Source organism: Polaribacter sp., assembly GCF_051251875.1.
Lineage (GTDB): Bacteria > Bacteroidota > Bacteroidia > Flavobacteriales > Flavobacteriaceae > Polaribacter.
The window spans coordinates 71,853-90,636 of sequence record NZ_JBPOGL010000002.1 but is presented as its reverse complement, the minus strand read 5'-3'; the positions used below and the strand labels follow the sequence as shown (position 1 = coordinate 90,636).

Genomic DNA, 18,784 nt, shown 5'->3' with positions numbered 1-18,784 from the left:
TATAATTCGTCTTTATTTTAAACAGAATATCCTGTAAAAACACCCTTTAATTCGTGGTGTTTTTTTTCATTATTAGTATCTTTGTTAGACACAAAAATTATACAATAACCCTAGCTTTTACTCTCTAAAATGAAAAACTACAAGCCAAAAAAAAGATTACCTGCACAAGATTATATAGATGGCGTTTTAAAAGGTGACAGAGTAATTCTTTCTAGGGCAATTACTATTATTGAGAGTAATTTAGAAAGCGATAAACATTTGGCTAAAGAAATAGTTCAAGAAATATTACCAAATTCGGGTAAATCCATTCGTATTGGTATTACGGGAGTTCCGGGTGTTGGTAAAAGTACTTTTATTGAAGTCTTTGGATTGCATTTGGTAAAACTAGGTCATAAAGTTGCTATTTTATCAATAGACCCAAGTAGCCAACGTTCTCGTGGTAGTATTTTGGGTGATAAAACAAGAATGGAAGAGTTAGCTAATTTAGAAGAAGCATACATTAGACCTTCCGCCTCTGGCGATACTTTAGGCGGCGTTTCTAACAAAACTGGCGAAACCATGTTGCTTTGTGAAGCCGCTGGTTACGATATTATTTTAATTGAAACCGTTGGTGTTGGTCAGTCTGAAACTGCTGTACACGGCATGACCGATTTCTTTTTGCTTTTAATGCTTGCAGGTGCTGGTGATGAATTGCAAGGAATTAAAAAAGGAATTATGGAAATGGCAGATATGGTAGTCATCAATAAAGCAGATGGAGATAATATTACCATGAGTAAAATGGCCAAACGTCAATACCAAAATGCTTTACATATTTTTCCTTTAGCTGATTCTGGTTGGAGTCCTGTGGTTAGTACCGCTTCCGCGATAAAAGGAATTGGTATAGACAATGTATGGACGGAAGTTTTAAATTTTAAAAAGTTGGTAGATGAAAATGGATATTTTCTAAAAAACAGAAATCATCAACAAATAAAATGGATGTACAACAATATTAATGAGGAATTGAAACATCTTTTTTACGGATCTAAAAACATTAAAAGTGAACTTTCTACATTAGAAAAAGAGATTGTTACTGCTAAAATTTCTCCTGTAAAAGCAGCACAACAAATTATAGAGAAATTTAAAAACTCTTTTAAAAAGAGTTCATAATTCATGTAGATTTAAAATGATATTATTTTGCACTTACTATAAAAATTCTAGTGAGCAATACCAACTGTGCTACCGCTAAAACAGTTTGGAAACCGTAGTGATCAATTACTTTTCTGCGGACGTTTGTAAAATGCGGAGAAACTATTCTATTTTTTTTTAAATAGTTTGTATTACATTTATGGTTTTCACACACAGTTTTGCCTTTTCGACAATAGGAGAAATCACATAAAGTTACACAGTATTGGGTTCTCCTTGATATGGGACATCTCATTGCATTCGATGTGACAATTTTTTAAGGTTTTTGCGTATTCTGAAAAAGTGTATAAACTTCCACATATTTTTATCTAATAATAATCCATAGTATTATTGCTTTTTATTTCCCACAGATAACGCAGATATTCGTAGTTTTTTTTAACTGAACAGTTAAAAAGATATAGTTATATTTTTTCTGCGGTCATCATTGAAATCAGCGGGAAAATTTATACATTTTCCTTTTTTATTTCTTGCATATTTTTACAGATTCCTTTAACTAGTTTGAGTAAAAGTGGTTGAACAAAAAAAGCCCAAACAAATGAATGTTCAGGCTTTTTATAAAATTAATCTAAAACTTATTCTTGCTCTAAATATTTTTCCATAATTGTAATTGCAGATTCAGAAATTACAGTACCAGGACCAAAAATGGCTGCTACTTTTCTTTCTAATAAATAATCATAATCTTGTGCAGGAATTACACCACCGGCAAAAACCATGATATCTGGTCTTCCCAATTTTTCTAATTCGCCAATTAATTGAGGAATTAAAGTTTTATGACCAGCTGCTAAACTAGATGCACCAACAAAATGAACATCGTTTTCAATAGCTTGTTTTGCAACTTCTTCTGGAGTTTGGAATAAAGATCCCATATCTACATCAAAACCTAAATCTGCAAAACTAGAAGCCACTACTTTTGCCCCTCTATCATGCCCATCTTGACCCATTTTTGCAATCATTACTCTTGGTCTACGACCTTCAATTTCTGCAAATCTATCAGTTAGTTTTTGCGCTTTTGCAAAAGTATTGTCGTTATTTACTTCTTTTCCGTACACACCACTTATTAATTTAGTATCCGCTTTATGTCTTCCAAAATGAACTTCTAAAGCATCTGATATTTCACCCAATGTAGCAAAATTTTCAGCAGCTTCAACAGCCAATTCTAATAAATTACCTTTTCCGCCACCAGCACAGTTTTCCAATGCTTTTAAGTTGGCAGCAACTAATTCTGAATTACGTTCCGCTTTCATTTTATTTAAACGGGCAATTTGAGAATCTCTAACCACCGTATTATCAACTTCTAAAATTTCAATATTCGATTTTTCAGTTGTTTTAAATTTATTAACACCAACTAAAATATCTTGACCGGAATCTAAACGCGCTTGTTTACGAGCCGAAGCTTCTTCAATACGTAATTTAGGAACACCTGTTTCAATAGCTTTTGCCATTCCTCCAAGTTCTTCAACCTCTTCAATTAAAGTCCAAGCTTTTTTAGCAATTTCTTGAGTTAAATATTCAACATAATAAGAACCAGCCCAAGGATCTACAGATTTAGTCATCTGAGTTTCATCTTGAATAAAAATCTGGGTATTACGCGCTATTCTTGCAGAGAAATCGGTTGGTAAAGCAATGGCTTCATCCAATGCATTGGTGTGTAAAGATTGTGTTCCGCCTAGCGTTGCCGCCATTGCTTCTACGCAAGTACGAGCCACGTTATTAAAAGGATCTTGCTCACTTAAACTCCATCCAGATGTTTGACTATGTGTACGCAATGCCATCGATTTTGGATTTGTTGGATTGAAAGACTTAATGATTTTTGCCCACAACATACGTGCAGCACGCATTTTTGCAATTTCCATAAAGTGATTCATTCCTACCGCCCAGAAGAATGATAAACGAGGCGCAAATTCATCAATTTTTAAACCAGATTTTAATCCGGTTCTAATGTATTCCATTCCATCAGCTAAAGTATACGCCAATTCAATATCTGCCGTTGCACCCGCTTCTTGCATGTGATAACCAGAGATAGAAATAGAATTAAACTTAGGCATATTCTTGGAAGTATAATCAAAAATATCCCCAATAATTTTCATAGAAGGTAACGGTGGATAAATGTAGGTATTACGTACCATAAACTCTTTTAAAATATCATTCTGAATGGTTCCAGAAAGTTTGTCTAAAGAAACACCCTGCTTTTTTGCAGCTGCAATATAAAAAGCCATAATTGGCAAAACAGCACCATTCATAGTCATAGAAACCGACATTTTATCTAACGGAATTTGATCGAACAAAATTTCCATATCTAAAATAGAATCTATGGCAACACCTGCTTTACCAACATCTCCCGTTACACGTGGATGATCAGAATCGTAACCACGGTGTGTAGCCAAATCAAAAGCAACCGAAAGTCCTTTTTGACCTGCTGCTAAATTTCTTCTGTAAAAAGCATTGGATTCTTCTGCTGTAGAAAACCCTGCATATTGACGAATGGTCCAAGGACGCATTGCATACATGGCGCTATAAGGTCCTCTTAAAAAAGGAGGTACACCTGCAGCAAATCCTAAATGTTCTGCTTCGGAAATGTCTTCTTTTTTAAATTGTTTTTTCACTGGTATTCCTTCAGGAGTATTCCAAATATCTTGATTCTCTGAAGTTGCAGCTGTTTCTTTTACAGCTGAATTTATTTTTATATCTGAAAAATCTGGTCTCATACTTCTAAAGATTTTAAGGTTTTTTGAACTTTTTTCTGAATACTAGCAAGTGCGACAAGAACATCTGTTTTCATATTAACTACACCGTCTAAACCAGCGTTTGTTAACTCGTCCATATTTTTAGGTGCACCTGCTAATAACAAGACTTTATCAGTATTTATAGCTCTAAATATTTTTATAAAGTCAATAGCTGTTTCATCATAATCTTGATCTGAACTACAAATAATAACCACGTTTGAATCTGATTTTGCACTTTCTTTAGCGGCAACTTCTGCATTTGCAAAACTTTCTTCTTGATGTACATCAAAACCACTAACACCAATAAAATCATAGGCAAAAGCAGCTCTCGCTTTTCGCATTGTTAAATTTCCGTAACTTGCTAATTGTACAATTGGTCGCACATTGGTGCTTGCCACCAATTCTTCTGTAACCCTGCGCATGGCTTCAATTTCTAAAGAAGCTCTTCTTGGAGTTAATACTTTAGAATTATCCGTAATTTCTTTAGAAAGAAGATTTACATCCACAGTTTCCATTAAGTTAGGATATTTGTTAACACCTACCAATGGAGTTCTACGCTGACTAATTAATTTTAATTTTTGAAGACGAATTTCAGCAATTTGTTGTTGAATTGTTTCGTTTTCAAAATTAGTATAGAAACCACCATCAGCCTCAATAGCTTTAAATAACGCTAATGCTTTTTCTGCTATTTTAGAACTTACTTCTTCTATATAATATGAACCATCTACAGGATTTGAAACTTTACCAAAGTAAGATTCTTCTCTTAAAATAGTGGCAATATTACCTGCTATTCTACTTGAAAAATCAGAGGGGCTTTTAAATTCTTTATCGTAAGCATCAATTAAAAGTCCATCTGCATTACCTAAAATTGCCGCCATTGCTTCTGTTGTACAACGCAACAAATTAGTTTCTGCATCTGTAATTGATTTGCTCCATATAGATGTTTTTGCAGTAATTGTATTCGAAAAATCTGCAAGCTGATATTTAGCTGCAACTTCCGTTAATAAATTATTGAATGCTCTAAATTTACCAATCTCTACAAAATACTCTAAACCAATAGCTAAATTGAAATTTAAATTGTTGAAAATATCTTGAACAGGAATCCCTTTTTCTGATAGTTTTTCAGTTAAAAAAACCAAAGAACTTAAAGTATACGCTATTTCCTGAACTTGATTTGCACCAGAATTTAAATATTCCGTTCCAGAAATAGTGATTGCTTTAAAGTTTGGAAAAGCTGTTGTTAACTTCACCAATTCTGCAGTTACATCAACAAGACTTTCATTAAAAGTACCCGTTGTTACATAGCCAGAAATTAGGTTTGTATCAATATACCCTTTTAAGTTTTTACCTTTTGCAAAAGCAACTAAATCTTTTGTAAAAGGAATAACGTTGTTAAATAGTTTAAACGAAACTGTAATTTCATTTAAATCTATTCCAATTAAAAGCTCTTCTACAGGTACAGTTGTTATCATTTCAAAAATAATACCATTGATACCTTCTTCAATTGCTTTTAAAGCTAATTCATTTCCAGATTTTCCACAACAAGCTGCTATACTTCTATAGTTTACTAAAGACTGTGAGTTTTCTCCTGTATTTTTTAGCTGTGTTATTGAATTTTCAATAGTATAGCAAGGTTGAAAATTGATACCAGTAAGATTTTTCCATACTAGTTTTCTGTCAAAATCAGCCCCTTTTAAATCTGCCGTCACTCTTTCCATCCACTGCTCGGTAGAAACCGAAGGGAATTCAGAAAAGAGTTGTTTATTTTTATTGTCCATAATAATTAATATTATTGAAATTATTTAATCATTAAACTACTTCCAAATCTTTCGAAAATAGCTTTATCTAATTCTTCTCTGCTGTCTGGATGTGCAATATCTCTTAATGATTGTGCACGTTCTTTTAAACTTTTTCCAAACAATTCAGCAATACCATATTCTGTTGCAACATATCTTGCATGAGCTCTTGTAGTTACAACACCTGCTCCCGCTTTTAATGCAGGAACAATTTTTGAAACACCTTTTAAAGTTGTTGAAGTAATGGCAATAATTGGCTTTCCTCCTTTTGACAAGGCTGCTCCACGCATAAAATCCATTTGACCACCAACACCAGAGAACATTCTTGTTCCAATAGAATCGGCACAAACCTGACCTGTAAAGTCTATTTCAATAGCTGAGTTAATGGCTGTTACTTTCGGGTTTTGTCGAATTACAGCGGTATCATTAACATAAGCAATATCATTCATTTCAATTTCTGGATTATCATCCATAAAATCATATAAACGACGAGTTCCCATCGCAAATCCTGAAATAATTTTATAAGGATTTACTTTTTTCTTAGAACCATTTACAATGCCTTTTTCTACTAAATCTACAATCCCTTCAGAAAACATTTCAGTATGTACACCTAAATTTTTATGATTGTGTAAAAATGTTAAAACGGCATTTGGAATACCTCCAATTCCCATTTGAAGTGTCGCTCCATCTTCAATAATACCAGCAATATTTTTACCAATGGCTTGTTCTTCTAATGAAGGTGCAACAAATTTCATTTCATGAATTTCTTCCTCAACTAAAACACACGCACTAAATTTATTTAAATGTACTAAAGCGTCTCCAAATGTACGAGGCATTCTTGGGTTAATTTGTGCTATAACCGTTTTTCCTTTTTCAATACCTGCAATTACAATATCTACGGAAACACCTAATGAACAAAATCCATGTTTATCTGGTGGAGAAACGTTTACTAAAACAACATCTAAATCCATATATCCTTCACGGAATAAACTAGGGATATCACTTAAAAAAACAGGAATATAATCAACAGTATTACCAACCATTTTTCTAACATTAGCACCAATAAAAAATGCTTTTGTATGAAAACTTTCTCTTAAATCGGGGTTTATATAACCGCATTCTCCTTCGGTATGTAAATGTACAATTTCAACATTACTTAATTCTGGGCCACGACTAACCATTGCTTTTATTAATGCCTGTGGTGTTGCAGAACCTCCTTGTATTAAAACTCTATCGTTAGATTTGATTAGCTTAACAGCTTCACTTGCTGTCATTATATTTGGTATTTTCATTTTATAAAAAATTTAAAATTGTTGTTTGTCCATTTCTAATTAAATGAACTTCTAATTATCATTTATCCCAAGAAACTTAAAATAATACCTGCAGCAATTGCAGAACCTATAACACCCGCAACATTTGGCGCCATAGCGTGCATTAATAAATAGTTACTTGGATCAGACTTTAAACCTTCGGTATGTACAACACGAGCACTATCTGGAACAGCCGAAACTCCTGCCGCACCAATAAGTGGATTTATTTTGTTATCTCCTTTTAAGAATCTATTCATAAATTTAGCAAATAATAAACCTCCACAAGTTGCTATCACAAAAGATATTGCTCCTAAACCAAAGATTAATAAAGAATCTTTGGTAATAAAAATATCTGCTTGTGTTGAAGCCCCAACTGTAACTCCTAATAAGATGGTTACAATATCTATTAATTTAGTTCTTGCAGTATCTGCTAATCTCTCTGTTCTTCCAGATTCTTTTAGTAAGTTTCCAAAAAATAACATTCCTAATAAAGGCAATGCACTTGGAGAAATAAAAGTTGTTAAAATTAAAGCAACCACAGGAAAAATCATTTTTTCCTTTTGAGTAACAGCTCTTGGTGGTTTCATTTTAATTTTTCTATCCTCTTTAGAAATTAACATTCTCATTAAAGGAGGTTGAATTACCGGAACCAAAGCCATATAAGAATATGCCGCAATTGCAATAGGACCAATAAGGTTTTTTACTGTGGTACCATCTGCAAGAATATTAACTCCGTTTGCTAATTTAGATGATAGGAAAATAGCAGTTGGCCCATCTGCACCACCAATAATACCAATTGCACCTGCTTCTGGAAGGTTAAAACCTAAAAATATAGCGCCCATAAAAGTTGCAAAAACACCTATTTGAGCTGCAGCACCCAACAACATTAATTTTGGATTTGCAATTAAAGATGAGAAATCTGTCATTGCACCAATTCCTAGGAATATTAATGGCGGATAAATACCTTTTACCACTCCAAAATATAGATAGTTTAGTACAGATCCTGTTTCATAAATACCCGTTTGATTTCCGGCTATAAAAGGAATATTCCCTATAATTACCCCTGTACCAATTGGTATTAGTAATAAAGGCTCGTAATCAAATTTAATACCTAAATAGATAAAAATAATTCCGATAATAATCATTATTATATTTCCTGATGTTGCATTTGCAAAACCAGTGTAACCATAAAACTTTTTTATACCTCTAAAAGCTCCTTCAAAAACGCCCTCATGTTGTGGTGCTTTATCAATTTGAGTTGTGGTAACAGAGGTACCTTCTAAGGTGGCTGAGTTTGAATTTGTGTTAAATCCTAATACTGGTCTAATAAAGATCAATAATGATAAAACACAAAATATTAAAATTAATTTTTTCATGTTTCGTGTTTTATTCTAGTTCTATCATTAATTCGTCGTGCAAGACTTGTTGCCCCACAGTAATTTTAATAGCTGTAATGGTACCTGCTTTTTCACAAACAATACTGTTTTCCATTTTCATTGCCTCTAAAACAAGCATTCTATCTCCTATTTTAAGTGTATCACCAACTTTTACATCAATAGCTAATACTACTCCAGGAATGGGTGCTACAATTCTTGTTTTTGCAGATTTTGGATTTACTTGTAAAGGTGCAGCAGGCTGTTTTGATGCTGCACGAACCAAGGTAGGAGTTTTTGTTTTTTTAATCTCCTGTTGCATTTTTACTTCATATAAAGTACCATTAACCTCTAAGTTAATAATATTGTCTTCATGTGATTTTATATTCACGGTATAACCGTTTTCGTTGACTTTAAATTTATAGCTTTTCATTTGTTATAATCTATTTTGAATTCCGTAAATTTTAGAACTCCATGGTGAATATGTTTTTTTAACCTGTTTAATTGTTAAAATTGCGCTTTCATGATCATGCTGTTCACTTGTATACATGTGCACCGCGGCTCCAATAACCGCAGAAATTTCTCCAGTGAAATTATTGTCTCTGTTTACTTTAATTTCACTCACTTTTTTATCCTTTCCTTTGGTAATAATTTTATACACATAAAGCATTACAGGCAACCCATAATTAAAAACTAGGGCTAATGTTACTAATGCGCTAAAAACGATAAACAATCCGGTAAATAAGATAACGTAACCTTCACTTAAAGTGTCTGTATTTAATAGTAAGTATGTCATTATAATGGAATATTTGAGTGTTTTTTTGGTGGATTTACATCTTTTTTATTTTGAAGTAATTCTAAAGCTCTAATAATTCTGAAACGAGTGTTTCTTGGCTCTATTACATCATCTATAAATCCGTATTTTGCTGCCATATATGGATTTGCAAACTTAGCTGTGTATTCATTCTCTTTTTTCTGTATGTATTCTTGTTTTTCATCGGCATCTTCTATTTTTCTAATATTAGATCCTTCTAAAACTTCCACAGCACCTTTAGCGCCCATTACAGCAATTTCTGCAGTTGGCCATGCATAATTTACATCACCTCGTAATTGTTTACAACTCATTACATCATGCGCACCTCCATAAGATTTACGTAAAGTAATAGTTACTTTAGGCACAGTTGCTTCTCCATAAGCAAATAACAATTTAGCTCCATGTAAAATAATTCCGCCATATTCTTGTCCGGTACCAGGTAAGAAACCAGGTACATCCACAAGGGTTACAATAGGAATATTAAATGCATCACAAAAACGAACAAAACGCGCTGCTTTTCTTGAAGCATCAATATCTAAAACACCAGCATAATATTTTGGTTGATTGGCTACAATACCAACAGGGTGACCATTAAATCTTGCAAAACCTACACAAATATTACGTGCATAATTTCTATGAACTTCTGTAAACTCTCCGTTGTCTGCAATTATTGAAATAACATCTACAATATCATAAGGTTGATTTGGATTTTCTGGTATGATTTCATTTAAAGCATCCTCTAATCTATCTATAGGATCATTACATACAAGTATTGGTGCTTCTTCTAAATTATTTGAAGGTAAATAGCTTAATAATTTACGAACTAATAATAAATTTTCTTCATCATTTTCTGCTAAAAAGTGAGAAACACCAGATCTAGTAGAGTGAATGTTTGCGCCACCTAATTGTTCTGCTGATACTACTTCTCCTGTTACTGTTTTTACTACTTTTGGACCAGTAACAAACATATAACTTGTTTTATCTGTCATAATAGTAAAATCTGTTAATGCAGGCGAATAAACCGCACCACCAGCACAAGGTCCTAAAATTGAAGAAATCTGCGGAATTACCCCAGAAGCCATAATATTTCTTTGAAAAATTTCTGCATATCCTGCCAAAGATCTAACACCTTCTTGTATCCTTGCTCCTCCTGAATCATTTAAACCAATTACTGGTACACCAATTTTCATTGCCATATCCATTACTTTACAAATTTTTAAAGCATAGGTTTCTGATAATGAACCTCCAAATACGGTAAAATCTTGTGCAAACACATAAACGATTCTTCCGTCAATTGTACCGTGACCCGTAACTACACCATCAGAAAGATAAATTTGTTTATCCAATCCAAAAGATTTTGTTCTGTGGGTAACAAACATATCAAACTCTTCAAAACTATCATCATCTAAAAGAATATCTATACGTTCACGCGCTGTTAATTTACCTTTGGCATGTTGTGAGTCGATGCGTTTTTCTCCACCTCCCATTTTTGCCTCAGCTCTTTTTTGAATAAGCTCATTAATTTTATCTTGATTTGCCATTTTTATATATGTATTTTACTTTTCAATTATTCTTTAGAACAAAGTTCTGTAAGCACTCCTAAAGTAGATTTCGGATGCAAGAAACCAATATTTAATCCCTCTGCTCCTTTTCTAGAAACTTTGTCTACAAGTCTTACACCGCGTTCTTCAGCTGTTTTTAATGCTTCTGTAGCATTAGGTACAGCAAAAGCTATATGATGTATACCTTGTCCTTTTTTTTCTATAAACTTACCTATTGGTCCGTCTGGAGAAGTACTTTCTAGCAATTCAATTTTTGTTGTACCAACCAAAAAAAAGGCTGTCTTCACTTTCTGATCGACAACCTCTTCTATTGAATAACACTTTAATCCTAAGACTTCTTCATAGTATTTTATTGATTCTTCTAAATTATCAACAGCAATACCTAAATGCTCTATGTGTGAAATATTCATAACTTCAATGTTTAAATTTACCCCAAATTTAGAACTCATCAATATTTTATAATATGATAGTTATCATGTTATTAGTTATTAAAACCTTGTAGCTGGTTTTCATTTTTATTAAATAATTACTTATTTTGTCTTATTAGTTACTCCTTTAGTTTCAAAAGCTTTAAAACAGTTCATATATTTTAGTATTCTTACAAAAATTTTAGATAATTGTGAAAAAAAATTTTTATCCTTTTATGATGTGTGTTACTTAAATAAGGATGATTTTATAGTTAAATTTAGACGAAGTCTTATGAAGAGTATGGATGTAAATAATTTTATATAATTTTTTAAAAAAAATTAGCCCAAATAAGGTTAAAAAACATATTGTCTTTTTATGGTTTCTATACCTTTATTCTTATTTATTGTACAGCGCTATTTATCTTTTTTTTACAACAAAGTTTTAATGTAAACCATAAAAAATATCATTTTAATAATTTTATTTCAAATTATTATCTATAATGCAAAAGAAACCGCAATTATAGTATTATATACATAAGATATCTACTGATTTATCACTAAATTGAAAAATTAAAATAACACACTAAATTAACAAATTAAAAAGGCATCTTAATTGATTTTTATAAGGAATTAAAATAATAATTAATTAATTTTGCGAAACCTAATTGTTCAACTAAATTTTAGTTTTTATGATACTATTCAACTAATTTTATCAAAAAACATAAAAAGAAACCAACAAAAAACACATGGCATTAAAAATTGTAATTTCACACAAGACAACGTATAAATATGATCGTAAAGTATCATTGTCTCCACATATTTTTAGACTAAGACCTGCACCACATTCAAGAACTCCAATAGAATCTTATTCTATTAAAATTACTCCAGAAGAACAATTTTTTAATTGGCAACAAGACCCTTTTGGTAATTATGTAGCTAGATTAGTTTTTCCTGAAAAAACTGATGAGTTGTCTATTGATGTAGAAATTATTGCGGATTTAAAAACAATTAATCCTTTTGATTTTTTTATTGAAGAATATGCAGAAGAATATCCTTTTAAATATACAGACACCATAAAAAAAGAATTACAACCTTATTTAGAAATCACAGATAAGGGAAAGTTATTAGAAGAGTTTATAAAAACATTAGATTATACTCCTAGAAAAACTATTTATTTTTTAATTGATATCAATCAGAAAATTTATGAGTTTTTAAATTATAATATTAGAATGGATCCGGGTGTTCAATCCTGTGAACAAACACTTGATCAAAAAAATGGATCATGTAGAGATTATGCCTGGTTGTTTGTGCAAACGTTGCGTCATTTAGGATTTGGAGCACGTTTTGTTTCTGGTTATTTAGTACAATTAAAATCTGATGAAAAATCTTTAGACGGTCCTTCTGGTCCTGAAGAAGACTTTACAGATTTACACGCATGGGCAGAAGTATATTTGCCAGGTGCAGGTTGGATTGGTTTTGATGCCACTTCTGGTCTTTTAGCAAGTGAAGGTCATATTCCGTTAGCATGTACACCTTCTTTTGAAAGTGCAGCTCCGGTTTCTGGAATGACAGATAAATGTGAAACTGAATTCTTTTTTGAAAACAAAGTAACTAGAATTCTAGAATCTCCAAGAGTTACAAAACCGTATACAGAAGATCAATGGGACGCAGTTTACAAACTTGGTAACAAGGTTGAAAAACAATTAGAAAAAGGAGATGTTCGGTTAACAATGGGTGGCGAACCTACCTTTATTTCTATTGATGATTTAGAATCTCCGGAGTGGAATACTACCGCAGATGGTCCAAATAAAAGAAAATTAGCTGGTGAATTAACCAAAGGATTGTATGACAAATTTGGTAATGGCGCTGTTTTACATCATGCCCAAGGAAAATGGTATCCTGGAGAACCTTTACCAAGATGGCAAATAGAAATTTGCTGGAGAAAAGATGGACGACCTATTTGGTACAATAAAAATTATTTATCTAGCTACGCCGAAAATCCTATTGTACCAGAAAATTCAGATAAATTATTTTTAGAAACACTTACAAAATATTTACGTGTTTCTACAGAACATATTTTACCTGGTTATGAAGATCCTTTTTATCACCTATGGGAACAAGGAAATTTACCAATTGATATAGATCCATCAAAGGATAAAGATAGTTCTCTTGCTCGTAAAAAATTACAAGAAATTTTTGAAAAAGGAGCTTCAACACCAATAGGTTATTTGCTTCCTTTAAATAAAACAGAAGATAAATGGTTTACCAGTGCATGGACATTTAGAAGACAACACATCTTTTTAACTCCAGGAAATTCTCCTATGGGATTAAGATTACCGTTAAACTCTTTAATGTCTAAACCAGAACATGAAATTTTTCCTATTCATGAACCAGATTTATTTTCTAAAAAGAAACGTTTACCAAGTTTTAAAAATATAGTTAAAAAAAGACATCAAGAATTTTTAAACTATGGTTTAGAAATAAACCAACCTAATTATTTTGTTCGTACTGCAATTTGTGCAGAAATTAGAGAAGGAAAATTATATTTATTTTTACCTCCTTTAGAAACTGCCGAAATGTTTTTAGATTTAATTGCAGCCATAGAAATGACGGCAAAAGAATTAGAAATTCCTGTTATTATGGAAGGTTATGAACCACCAAAAGATAACAGATTAGAGTCTCTAAAAATTACTCCAGATCCTGCAGTTATTGAAGTAAATGTGCATCCGGTTACCAATTGGGAAGACTTATGTAAAAATACGTTTACGTTCTATAATGAAGCTAAAAAGGCAAGATTAGGAACAGAAAAATTTATGTTAGATGGTAAACATACTGGTACTGGTGGAGGTAACCACGTTACTTTAGGAGGTACAAGCCCTAAAGACAGTCCTTTATTAAGAAAACCAAGTTTATTACGTAGTTTATTAACTTTTTGGCAACATCATCCTGGATTAACATATTTATTCTCAGGTTCTTTTGTTGGCCCAACAAGTCAAGCTCCTAGAGTAGATGAAGCGCGTTTAGATAACTTATATGAATTAGAAATTGCATTTAGTCAAATTCCTAAAAATGGCGAAGTTCCTTACTGGTTAACAGATAGATTGTTCAGACATTTATTAACAGATTTAACAGGAAATACGCACAGAGCAGAATTTTGTATTGATAAATTGTATTCACCAGATTCTTCTAGCGGAAGATTAGGTATTTTAGAACTACGTGGTTTTGACATGCCTCCTCACCCAAAAATGAGTTTGGTACAAATGTTATTAGTTAGAACTTTAGTAGCTTGGTTCTGGAAAAAACCTTACGAACACAACTTAGTACGTTGGGGAACAGAATTACATGATAAGTTTTTAATAGAACATTACGTAAGAGAAGATATTAAAGATATTGTAGCGCAATTAAATAAAGCAGGATACGAATTTCAAGAAGATTGGTTCGATCCGTTTTTTGAATTCAGATTTCCACTTCATGGAATGGTAGATATTAATAATATTCATTTAGAATTAAGAGCTGGTATAGAACCTTGGAATGTTTTAGGTGAAGAAATGACTGGTGGAGGAACGGCAAGATATGTAGATTCTTCATTAGAAAGATTACAAGTTAAAGTTTCTCATTTTAACGAAGACCGTTTTGTATTAAGTTGTAATGGCGTTAAAGTACAATTATCAAGTACTGGTGTTCATGGTGAATTTGTAGCTGGTGTTCGTTATAAAGCTTGGGATCCGTTTTCTGCTTTACACCCAACAATTCCTGTAGATACACCGCTTGTTTTTGATATTGTAGATACTTGGAATAAACGTTCTATTGGAGGTTGTACGTATTTTGTTGCACATCCAGGAGGAAGATCTTATGATGAATATCCTGTAAATAGTTACGAAGCAGAATCTAGAAGAATTAATCGTTTCTGGGAATTTGGACATACACAAGGTGAAATTGACCCTATTGAAAGTATTAATCCAAATACAGAAATCACCACAAGAAGTGTAAAAGAAAACAAAAGTTCTAAACGATTTAAGTTTAAAGAACTTCCTGTTAATTTTGAATTCCCTTATACCCTTGATTTAAGAAAAAAATAAGGATATTTTTTAGGTAGCATGAATTATGACGATAGAAGAAAACCAAATTGAAAAAACAATTTTACACGATTATTTTTTAAATAAAAGTAAATATGATGAATTATTAATCTCTAAAATGGAAGATAAATCAGATTGGAAAGTTTTATTAGAAAATTTGCAGAAAATTGGCCCGGCTAATTTAGCTTCTAAACAAGCTGATATAGGTTGGCTATTGGCAGAAAATGGTGTTACCTACAATGTATATAATGATCCGAAAGGATTAAATAGACCTTGGAATTTAAATGTAGTTCCTTTTCTTATTCATCAAAATGAATGGAGTGAAATAGAAAAAGGGATTCAACAAAGATCAAAAGTATTAAACCTTGTTCTTAAAGATTTATACGGAGAACGTACTTTGCTTAAAAACGGAATTATACCGCCAGAAGTAATTTTTGCGCATCGTGGTTTTTTACGTTCTTGTGATCAAATTGAATATAAAACGGCTAACCGATTGCATGTACATGCTGTAGATATGGCTAGAGGTCCGGATGGACGCATGTGGGTTGTTAATGACAGAACACAAGCACCTTCTGGTATGGGTTATGCTTTAGAAAATAGATTTTGTTCTACTAAAATAATTCCAGAAATTTATAACAACATCAATGTAAAACAACCTTCTACATTCTTTAATGATTTTAATAAATTATTATTGAATGTTGCTCCCACTAATAAAGAAAACCCAATGGTGGTTATCTTAACACCTGGACCACATAATGAAACCTATTTTGAACATTCATTTTTATCTTCATTTTTAGGTCATCCTTTGGTAAAAGGAAATGATTTAGTGGTAAGAGATGGCAAGGTTTGGTTAAAATCTTTAAAAGGATTAAAACAGGTTGATGTAATCTTAAGACGAGTAGATGACACGTTTATGGATCCTTTAGAGTTGCGTGAAGATTCTTATTTAGGTGTTGCAGGTTTATTACAAGTGGTTCGTTTGCAAAATGTTGCCATTGTAAACCCTATTGGAAGTGGTGTTTTAGAAAACCCTGCACTTATCCCATTTATGGAAAATATTTGTAAATTTTTCTTGAAAGAAAAGTTGATTTTACCTCAAATTGCTTCTTGGTGGTGCGGCCAAGAAAAAGAAAGAAAACATGTGTTAGAAGATTTACCTTCTTATGTTGTAAAAAGAATAGACAGATCTCATAGAGAACATATCTATTTCTGTGAATTTTTAAGCGAAGAAAAACTTAAAAAACTAAAAGAAGATATATTAAAAAATCCGAATAGATTTGTTGCCCAAGAAAAAATTTCATTTTCAACGGCTCCTAATTTTGTAGAGAACAAATTAGAACCACGTAAAATTGTATGCAGAACGTTTTCTGTAGCAAAACAAGACAATTATAGTGTAATGCCAGGTGGTTTGGTTAGAGTTGCTACAGAGCGAGAGCAACTTTTTGTATCTAATCAGCGTGGCGGAACAAGTAAAGATTTTTGGATTGTAAGTGATGAAAAACAAAATTACTTACAAAACTATTCTTGGAATAAAAGTATTTCTAACCAAATAGAAAGCATAAACGATGTACCAAGTGATACTGCAGAAAACTTATACTGGTCTGGTAGATATTTAGGAAGAACTTTATTTACTGCAAGATATTTACGCATGGTTTTAAACCAATTAACGCATGTACAGTATAATGATGAAAGAAAATCTCAGTCAGAAAGTTTAAAAATACTATTTCAATCAATTACCAATATAACGTCTACTTTTCCTGGTTTTACCGGAGAAAATGAAGAAGAGGCTCTAAAAAACCCAATAAAAGAAATAAAATCTCTTACCATAGATAATCAAAGAATTGGCAGCTTTGCTCAATCCATGCAAAGTTTTAACAACTCTTATTATTCATTAAGAAATCTGTGGTCTAAAGATATGTGGCGTGTTTTTGATGGAATTCAAAAACAATTAATAAAACTAAAAGAAGAAGATAATTATTCTGTTACTACACTATCAAAATTCTTTGATAAAATTATAACAAGATTAATTGCTTTTATGGCTTTATCAGAAGAAAGTATTTTAGTAAGGCAAGGTCTACTACTCTACTTTATGGGTTTACAAATAGAACAGGCATCTATGACTATAGAAAAGTTTAGATCTTTAATTATTGTAAATTATAAGGAAGACTTAGAATACGAAATTTTAGAATCACTTTTAAACAGTCATGAAAGTTTAAATATTTATAGATACAGTTACAAGTCTTATTTAAGCGTAGAAAACGTATTAAAACTTTTACTTTTAGACGAAGAGTATTCTAGATCTTTAATGTATCAATTAAAGAGAATAAAGAAAGATATAGATAGATTGCCTAAAGCAGATACAACTCTGGAAATTACCAATTGTCAAAAAAATATTAATTCAGTAATTTATAAGATTCAAAGTTTATCTCTTGAAGAAATTTTAGAAATAGATTCAACCTCTAATATGCGTAAAAATTTAGATAATTTATTGTCTGATTTAAGTGATTTACTGCATACAACTTCATTATCTATTTCAGATACTTACTTTAACCATTCTAAGCAACAAAAACAGTTGGTAGATAGAAAAATTTCTAATTAATATGATATTTGATCTTTGGCATAAAACAAAATATAGTTATGAAAACGGAGCTTCGTTTTGTCATAATATAACTACTTTAAAACCGAAGAGTTTTAAAGGACAAACTGTTTTAGAATACACTTTAGAAATTACTCCAGAACCCACAGATATTTCAGAAAGAATAGATTTTTTTGGAAATACTGTTACGCGTTTTTTTATTCAACAAAATCATGAAGAATTAATTGTCATAGCACGAAGTAAAGTTGCTAGAGACTTTAGTCTACAAATAGAAGATGATAATTTAATTGAAGGAAAAAAAATTACGATTGAAGAAGCTTTAAAGTTATTAAAAGGGATTGAGCCAGAAATAATTGATGCAAGACAATTTGTATTAACTTCTCCATTAATTTTTGATATGAGTTCAGAAATTAAAGAATACGCATTGGTTTCTTTTAAGCCAGAACGCTCTTTATATGATGCTGCTTATGAATTAATGCAGCGTATTTTTACAGATTTTGATTTTGTAGCTGGTTTTACCAACATTGCAACACCTTTAAAAGAGGTAATGAAAGAGAAAAAAGGAGTTTGTCAAGATTTTGCGCAAATTGCCATTGCATGTGTACGTTCTATGGGCTTACCTGCAAGATATGTTAGTGGTTATATAGAAACATTGCCACCAGAAGGAAAGGAAAAATTGATTGGAACAGATGCTTCTCACGCATGGTTCTCTGTATTTATACCAACTTTTGGTTGGGTAGATTTTGATCCAACAAATAATCAAATTCCAAAAAACCAACATATTGTGGTTGCTCATGGTAGAGATTATTATGATGTACCTCCATTAAAAGGAGTCATTTATAGTACAGGTAAAAATACAATGGATATTTCTGTAGATTTAAGACCTGCTAAATTTAATAATCCTTTGGGTCAATTTCAGTCTCAGTCTTAAAAAAAAAGTGCATT

General features: G+C 31.8%; 12 protein-coding genes. 4 read left to right on the top strand and 8 right to left on the bottom strand.

From position 1 onward, the window contains the following. Positions 1 to 129: 129 nt before the first annotated feature. Positions 130 to 1,146, top strand: coding sequence for a methylmalonyl Co-A mutase-associated GTPase MeaB (gene meaB / locus ACSHW5_RS01575; protein ID WP_435674348.1), 1,017 nt, complete (start codon positions 130 to 132; stop codon positions 1,144 to 1,146). Positions 1,147 to 1,754: 608 nt separating this feature from the next. Here meaB and scpA read toward each other — a convergent pair. The 8 genes from scpA to mce form a co-directional block, all read right to left on the bottom strand. Beyond that, positions 1,755 to 3,887, bottom strand: coding sequence for a methylmalonyl-CoA mutase (gene scpA / locus ACSHW5_RS01570; protein ID WP_435674347.1), 2,133 nt, complete (start codon positions 3,885 to 3,887; stop codon positions 1,755 to 1,757). Continuing rightward, positions 3,884 to 5,683 carry a methylmalonyl-CoA mutase family protein gene (locus ACSHW5_RS01565; RefSeq protein ID WP_435674346.1) on the bottom strand — a complete coding sequence of 600 codons (1,800 nt, stop codon included), beginning with the start codon at positions 5,681 to 5,683 and terminating at the stop codon, positions 3,884 to 3,886. The genes scpA and ACSHW5_RS01565 overlap by 4 nt, the downstream gene beginning before the upstream one ends. Positions 5,684 to 5,703: 20 nt before the next feature. Continuing rightward, entirely contained in the window at positions 5,704 to 6,993 is a 1,290-nt protein-coding gene (locus ACSHW5_RS01560; RefSeq protein WP_435674345.1) for an acetyl-CoA hydrolase/transferase family protein, read from the bottom strand. Positions 6,994 to 7,055: 62 nt separating this feature from the next. Next, positions 7,056 to 8,387 (bottom strand): sodium ion-translocating decarboxylase subunit beta, encoded by a 1,332-nt coding sequence (locus tag ACSHW5_RS01555; protein WP_435674344.1) that lies wholly within the window; start codon positions 8,385 to 8,387, stop codon positions 7,056 to 7,058. A 10-nt stretch (positions 8,388 to 8,397) separates the two neighbouring features. After that, positions 8,398 to 8,817: a biotin/lipoyl-containing protein gene (locus tag ACSHW5_RS01550; protein ID WP_435674343.1), complete on the bottom strand. Its 420-nt coding sequence runs from the start codon at positions 8,815 to 8,817 to the stop codon at positions 8,398 to 8,400. A 3-nt stretch (positions 8,818 to 8,820) separates the two neighbouring features. After that, positions 8,821 to 9,180: an OadG family protein gene (locus tag ACSHW5_RS01545; RefSeq protein WP_435674342.1), complete on the bottom strand. Its 360-nt coding sequence runs from the start codon at positions 9,178 to 9,180 to the stop codon at positions 8,821 to 8,823. Beyond that, positions 9,180 to 10,739, bottom strand: a complete 1,560-nt coding sequence (locus ACSHW5_RS01540) for an acyl-CoA carboxylase subunit beta (protein ID WP_435674341.1) — start codon at positions 10,737 to 10,739, stop codon at positions 9,180 to 9,182. Before ACSHW5_RS01540 ends, ACSHW5_RS01545 begins: the two co-directional genes overlap by 1 nt. A 26-nt stretch (positions 10,740 to 10,765) precedes the next feature. Beyond that, positions 10,766 to 11,170 carry a methylmalonyl-CoA epimerase gene (gene mce, locus ACSHW5_RS01535; RefSeq protein ID WP_435674340.1) on the bottom strand — a complete coding sequence of 135 codons (405 nt, stop codon included), beginning with the start codon at positions 11,168 to 11,170 and terminating at the stop codon, positions 10,766 to 10,768. A 743-nt stretch (positions 11,171 to 11,913) separates the two neighbouring features. Here mce and ACSHW5_RS01530 point away from each other — a divergent pair. Genes ACSHW5_RS01530 through ACSHW5_RS01520 form a run of 3 tightly spaced genes read left to right on the top strand, consistent with a single transcriptional unit; the run spans position 11,914 to position 18,770 of the window. After that, on the top strand, positions 11,914 to 15,246 hold the full coding sequence (locus ACSHW5_RS01530; protein ID WP_435674339.1) for a DUF2126 domain-containing protein: 3,333 nt from the start codon (positions 11,914 to 11,916) through the stop codon (positions 15,244 to 15,246). A gap of 25 nt (positions 15,247 to 15,271) precedes the next feature. Next, positions 15,272 to 17,842 (top strand): circularly permuted type 2 ATP-grasp protein, encoded by a 2,571-nt coding sequence (locus tag ACSHW5_RS01525; protein ID WP_435674338.1) that lies wholly within the window; start codon positions 15,272 to 15,274, stop codon positions 17,840 to 17,842. 1 nt (position 17,843) lies between these two features. After that, the gene (locus ACSHW5_RS01520; protein ID WP_435674337.1) at positions 17,844 to 18,770 is read left to right on the top strand and encodes a transglutaminase family protein; all 927 of its coding nucleotides are present in this window, start codon (positions 17,844 to 17,846) and stop codon (positions 18,768 to 18,770) included. Positions 18,771 to 18,784: the final 14 nt, after the last annotated feature.

Excerpts from the sequence above, each read along its gene's own strand:
- meaB (WP_435674348.1), top strand. The coding sequence starts at position 130 with ATGAAAAACTACAAGCCAAAAAAAAGATTACCTGCACAAGATTATATA.
- scpA (WP_435674347.1), bottom strand. The coding sequence starts at position 3,887 with ATGAGACCAGATTTTTCAGATATAAAAATAAATTCAGCTGTAAAAGAA.
- ACSHW5_RS01565 (WP_435674346.1), bottom strand. The coding sequence starts at position 5,683 with ATGGACAATAAAAATAAACAACTCTTTTCTGAATTCCCTTCGGTTTCT.
- ACSHW5_RS01560 (WP_435674345.1), bottom strand. The coding sequence starts at position 6,993 with ATGAAAATACCAAATATAATGACAGCAAGTGAAGCTGTTAAGCTAATC.
- ACSHW5_RS01555 (WP_435674344.1), bottom strand. The coding sequence starts at position 8,387 with ATGAAAAAATTAATTTTAATATTTTGTGTTTTATCATTATTGATCTTT.
- ACSHW5_RS01550 (WP_435674343.1), bottom strand. The coding sequence starts at position 8,817 with ATGAAAAGCTATAAATTTAAAGTCAACGAAAACGGTTATACCGTGAAT.
- ACSHW5_RS01545 (WP_435674342.1), bottom strand. The coding sequence starts at position 9,180 with ATGACATACTTACTATTAAATACAGACACTTTAAGTGAAGGTTACGTT.
- ACSHW5_RS01540 (WP_435674341.1), bottom strand. The coding sequence starts at position 10,739 with ATGGCAAATCAAGATAAAATTAATGAGCTTATTCAAAAAAGAGCTGAG.
- mce (WP_435674340.1), bottom strand. The coding sequence starts at position 11,170 with ATGAATATTTCACACATAGAGCATTTAGGTATTGCTGTTGATAATTTA.
- ACSHW5_RS01530 (WP_435674339.1), top strand. The coding sequence starts at position 11,914 with ATGGCATTAAAAATTGTAATTTCACACAAGACAACGTATAAATATGAT.
- ACSHW5_RS01525 (WP_435674338.1), top strand. The coding sequence starts at position 15,272 with ATGACGATAGAAGAAAACCAAATTGAAAAAACAATTTTACACGATTAT.
- ACSHW5_RS01520 (WP_435674337.1), top strand. The coding sequence starts at position 17,844 with ATGATATTTGATCTTTGGCATAAAACAAAATATAGTTATGAAAACGGA.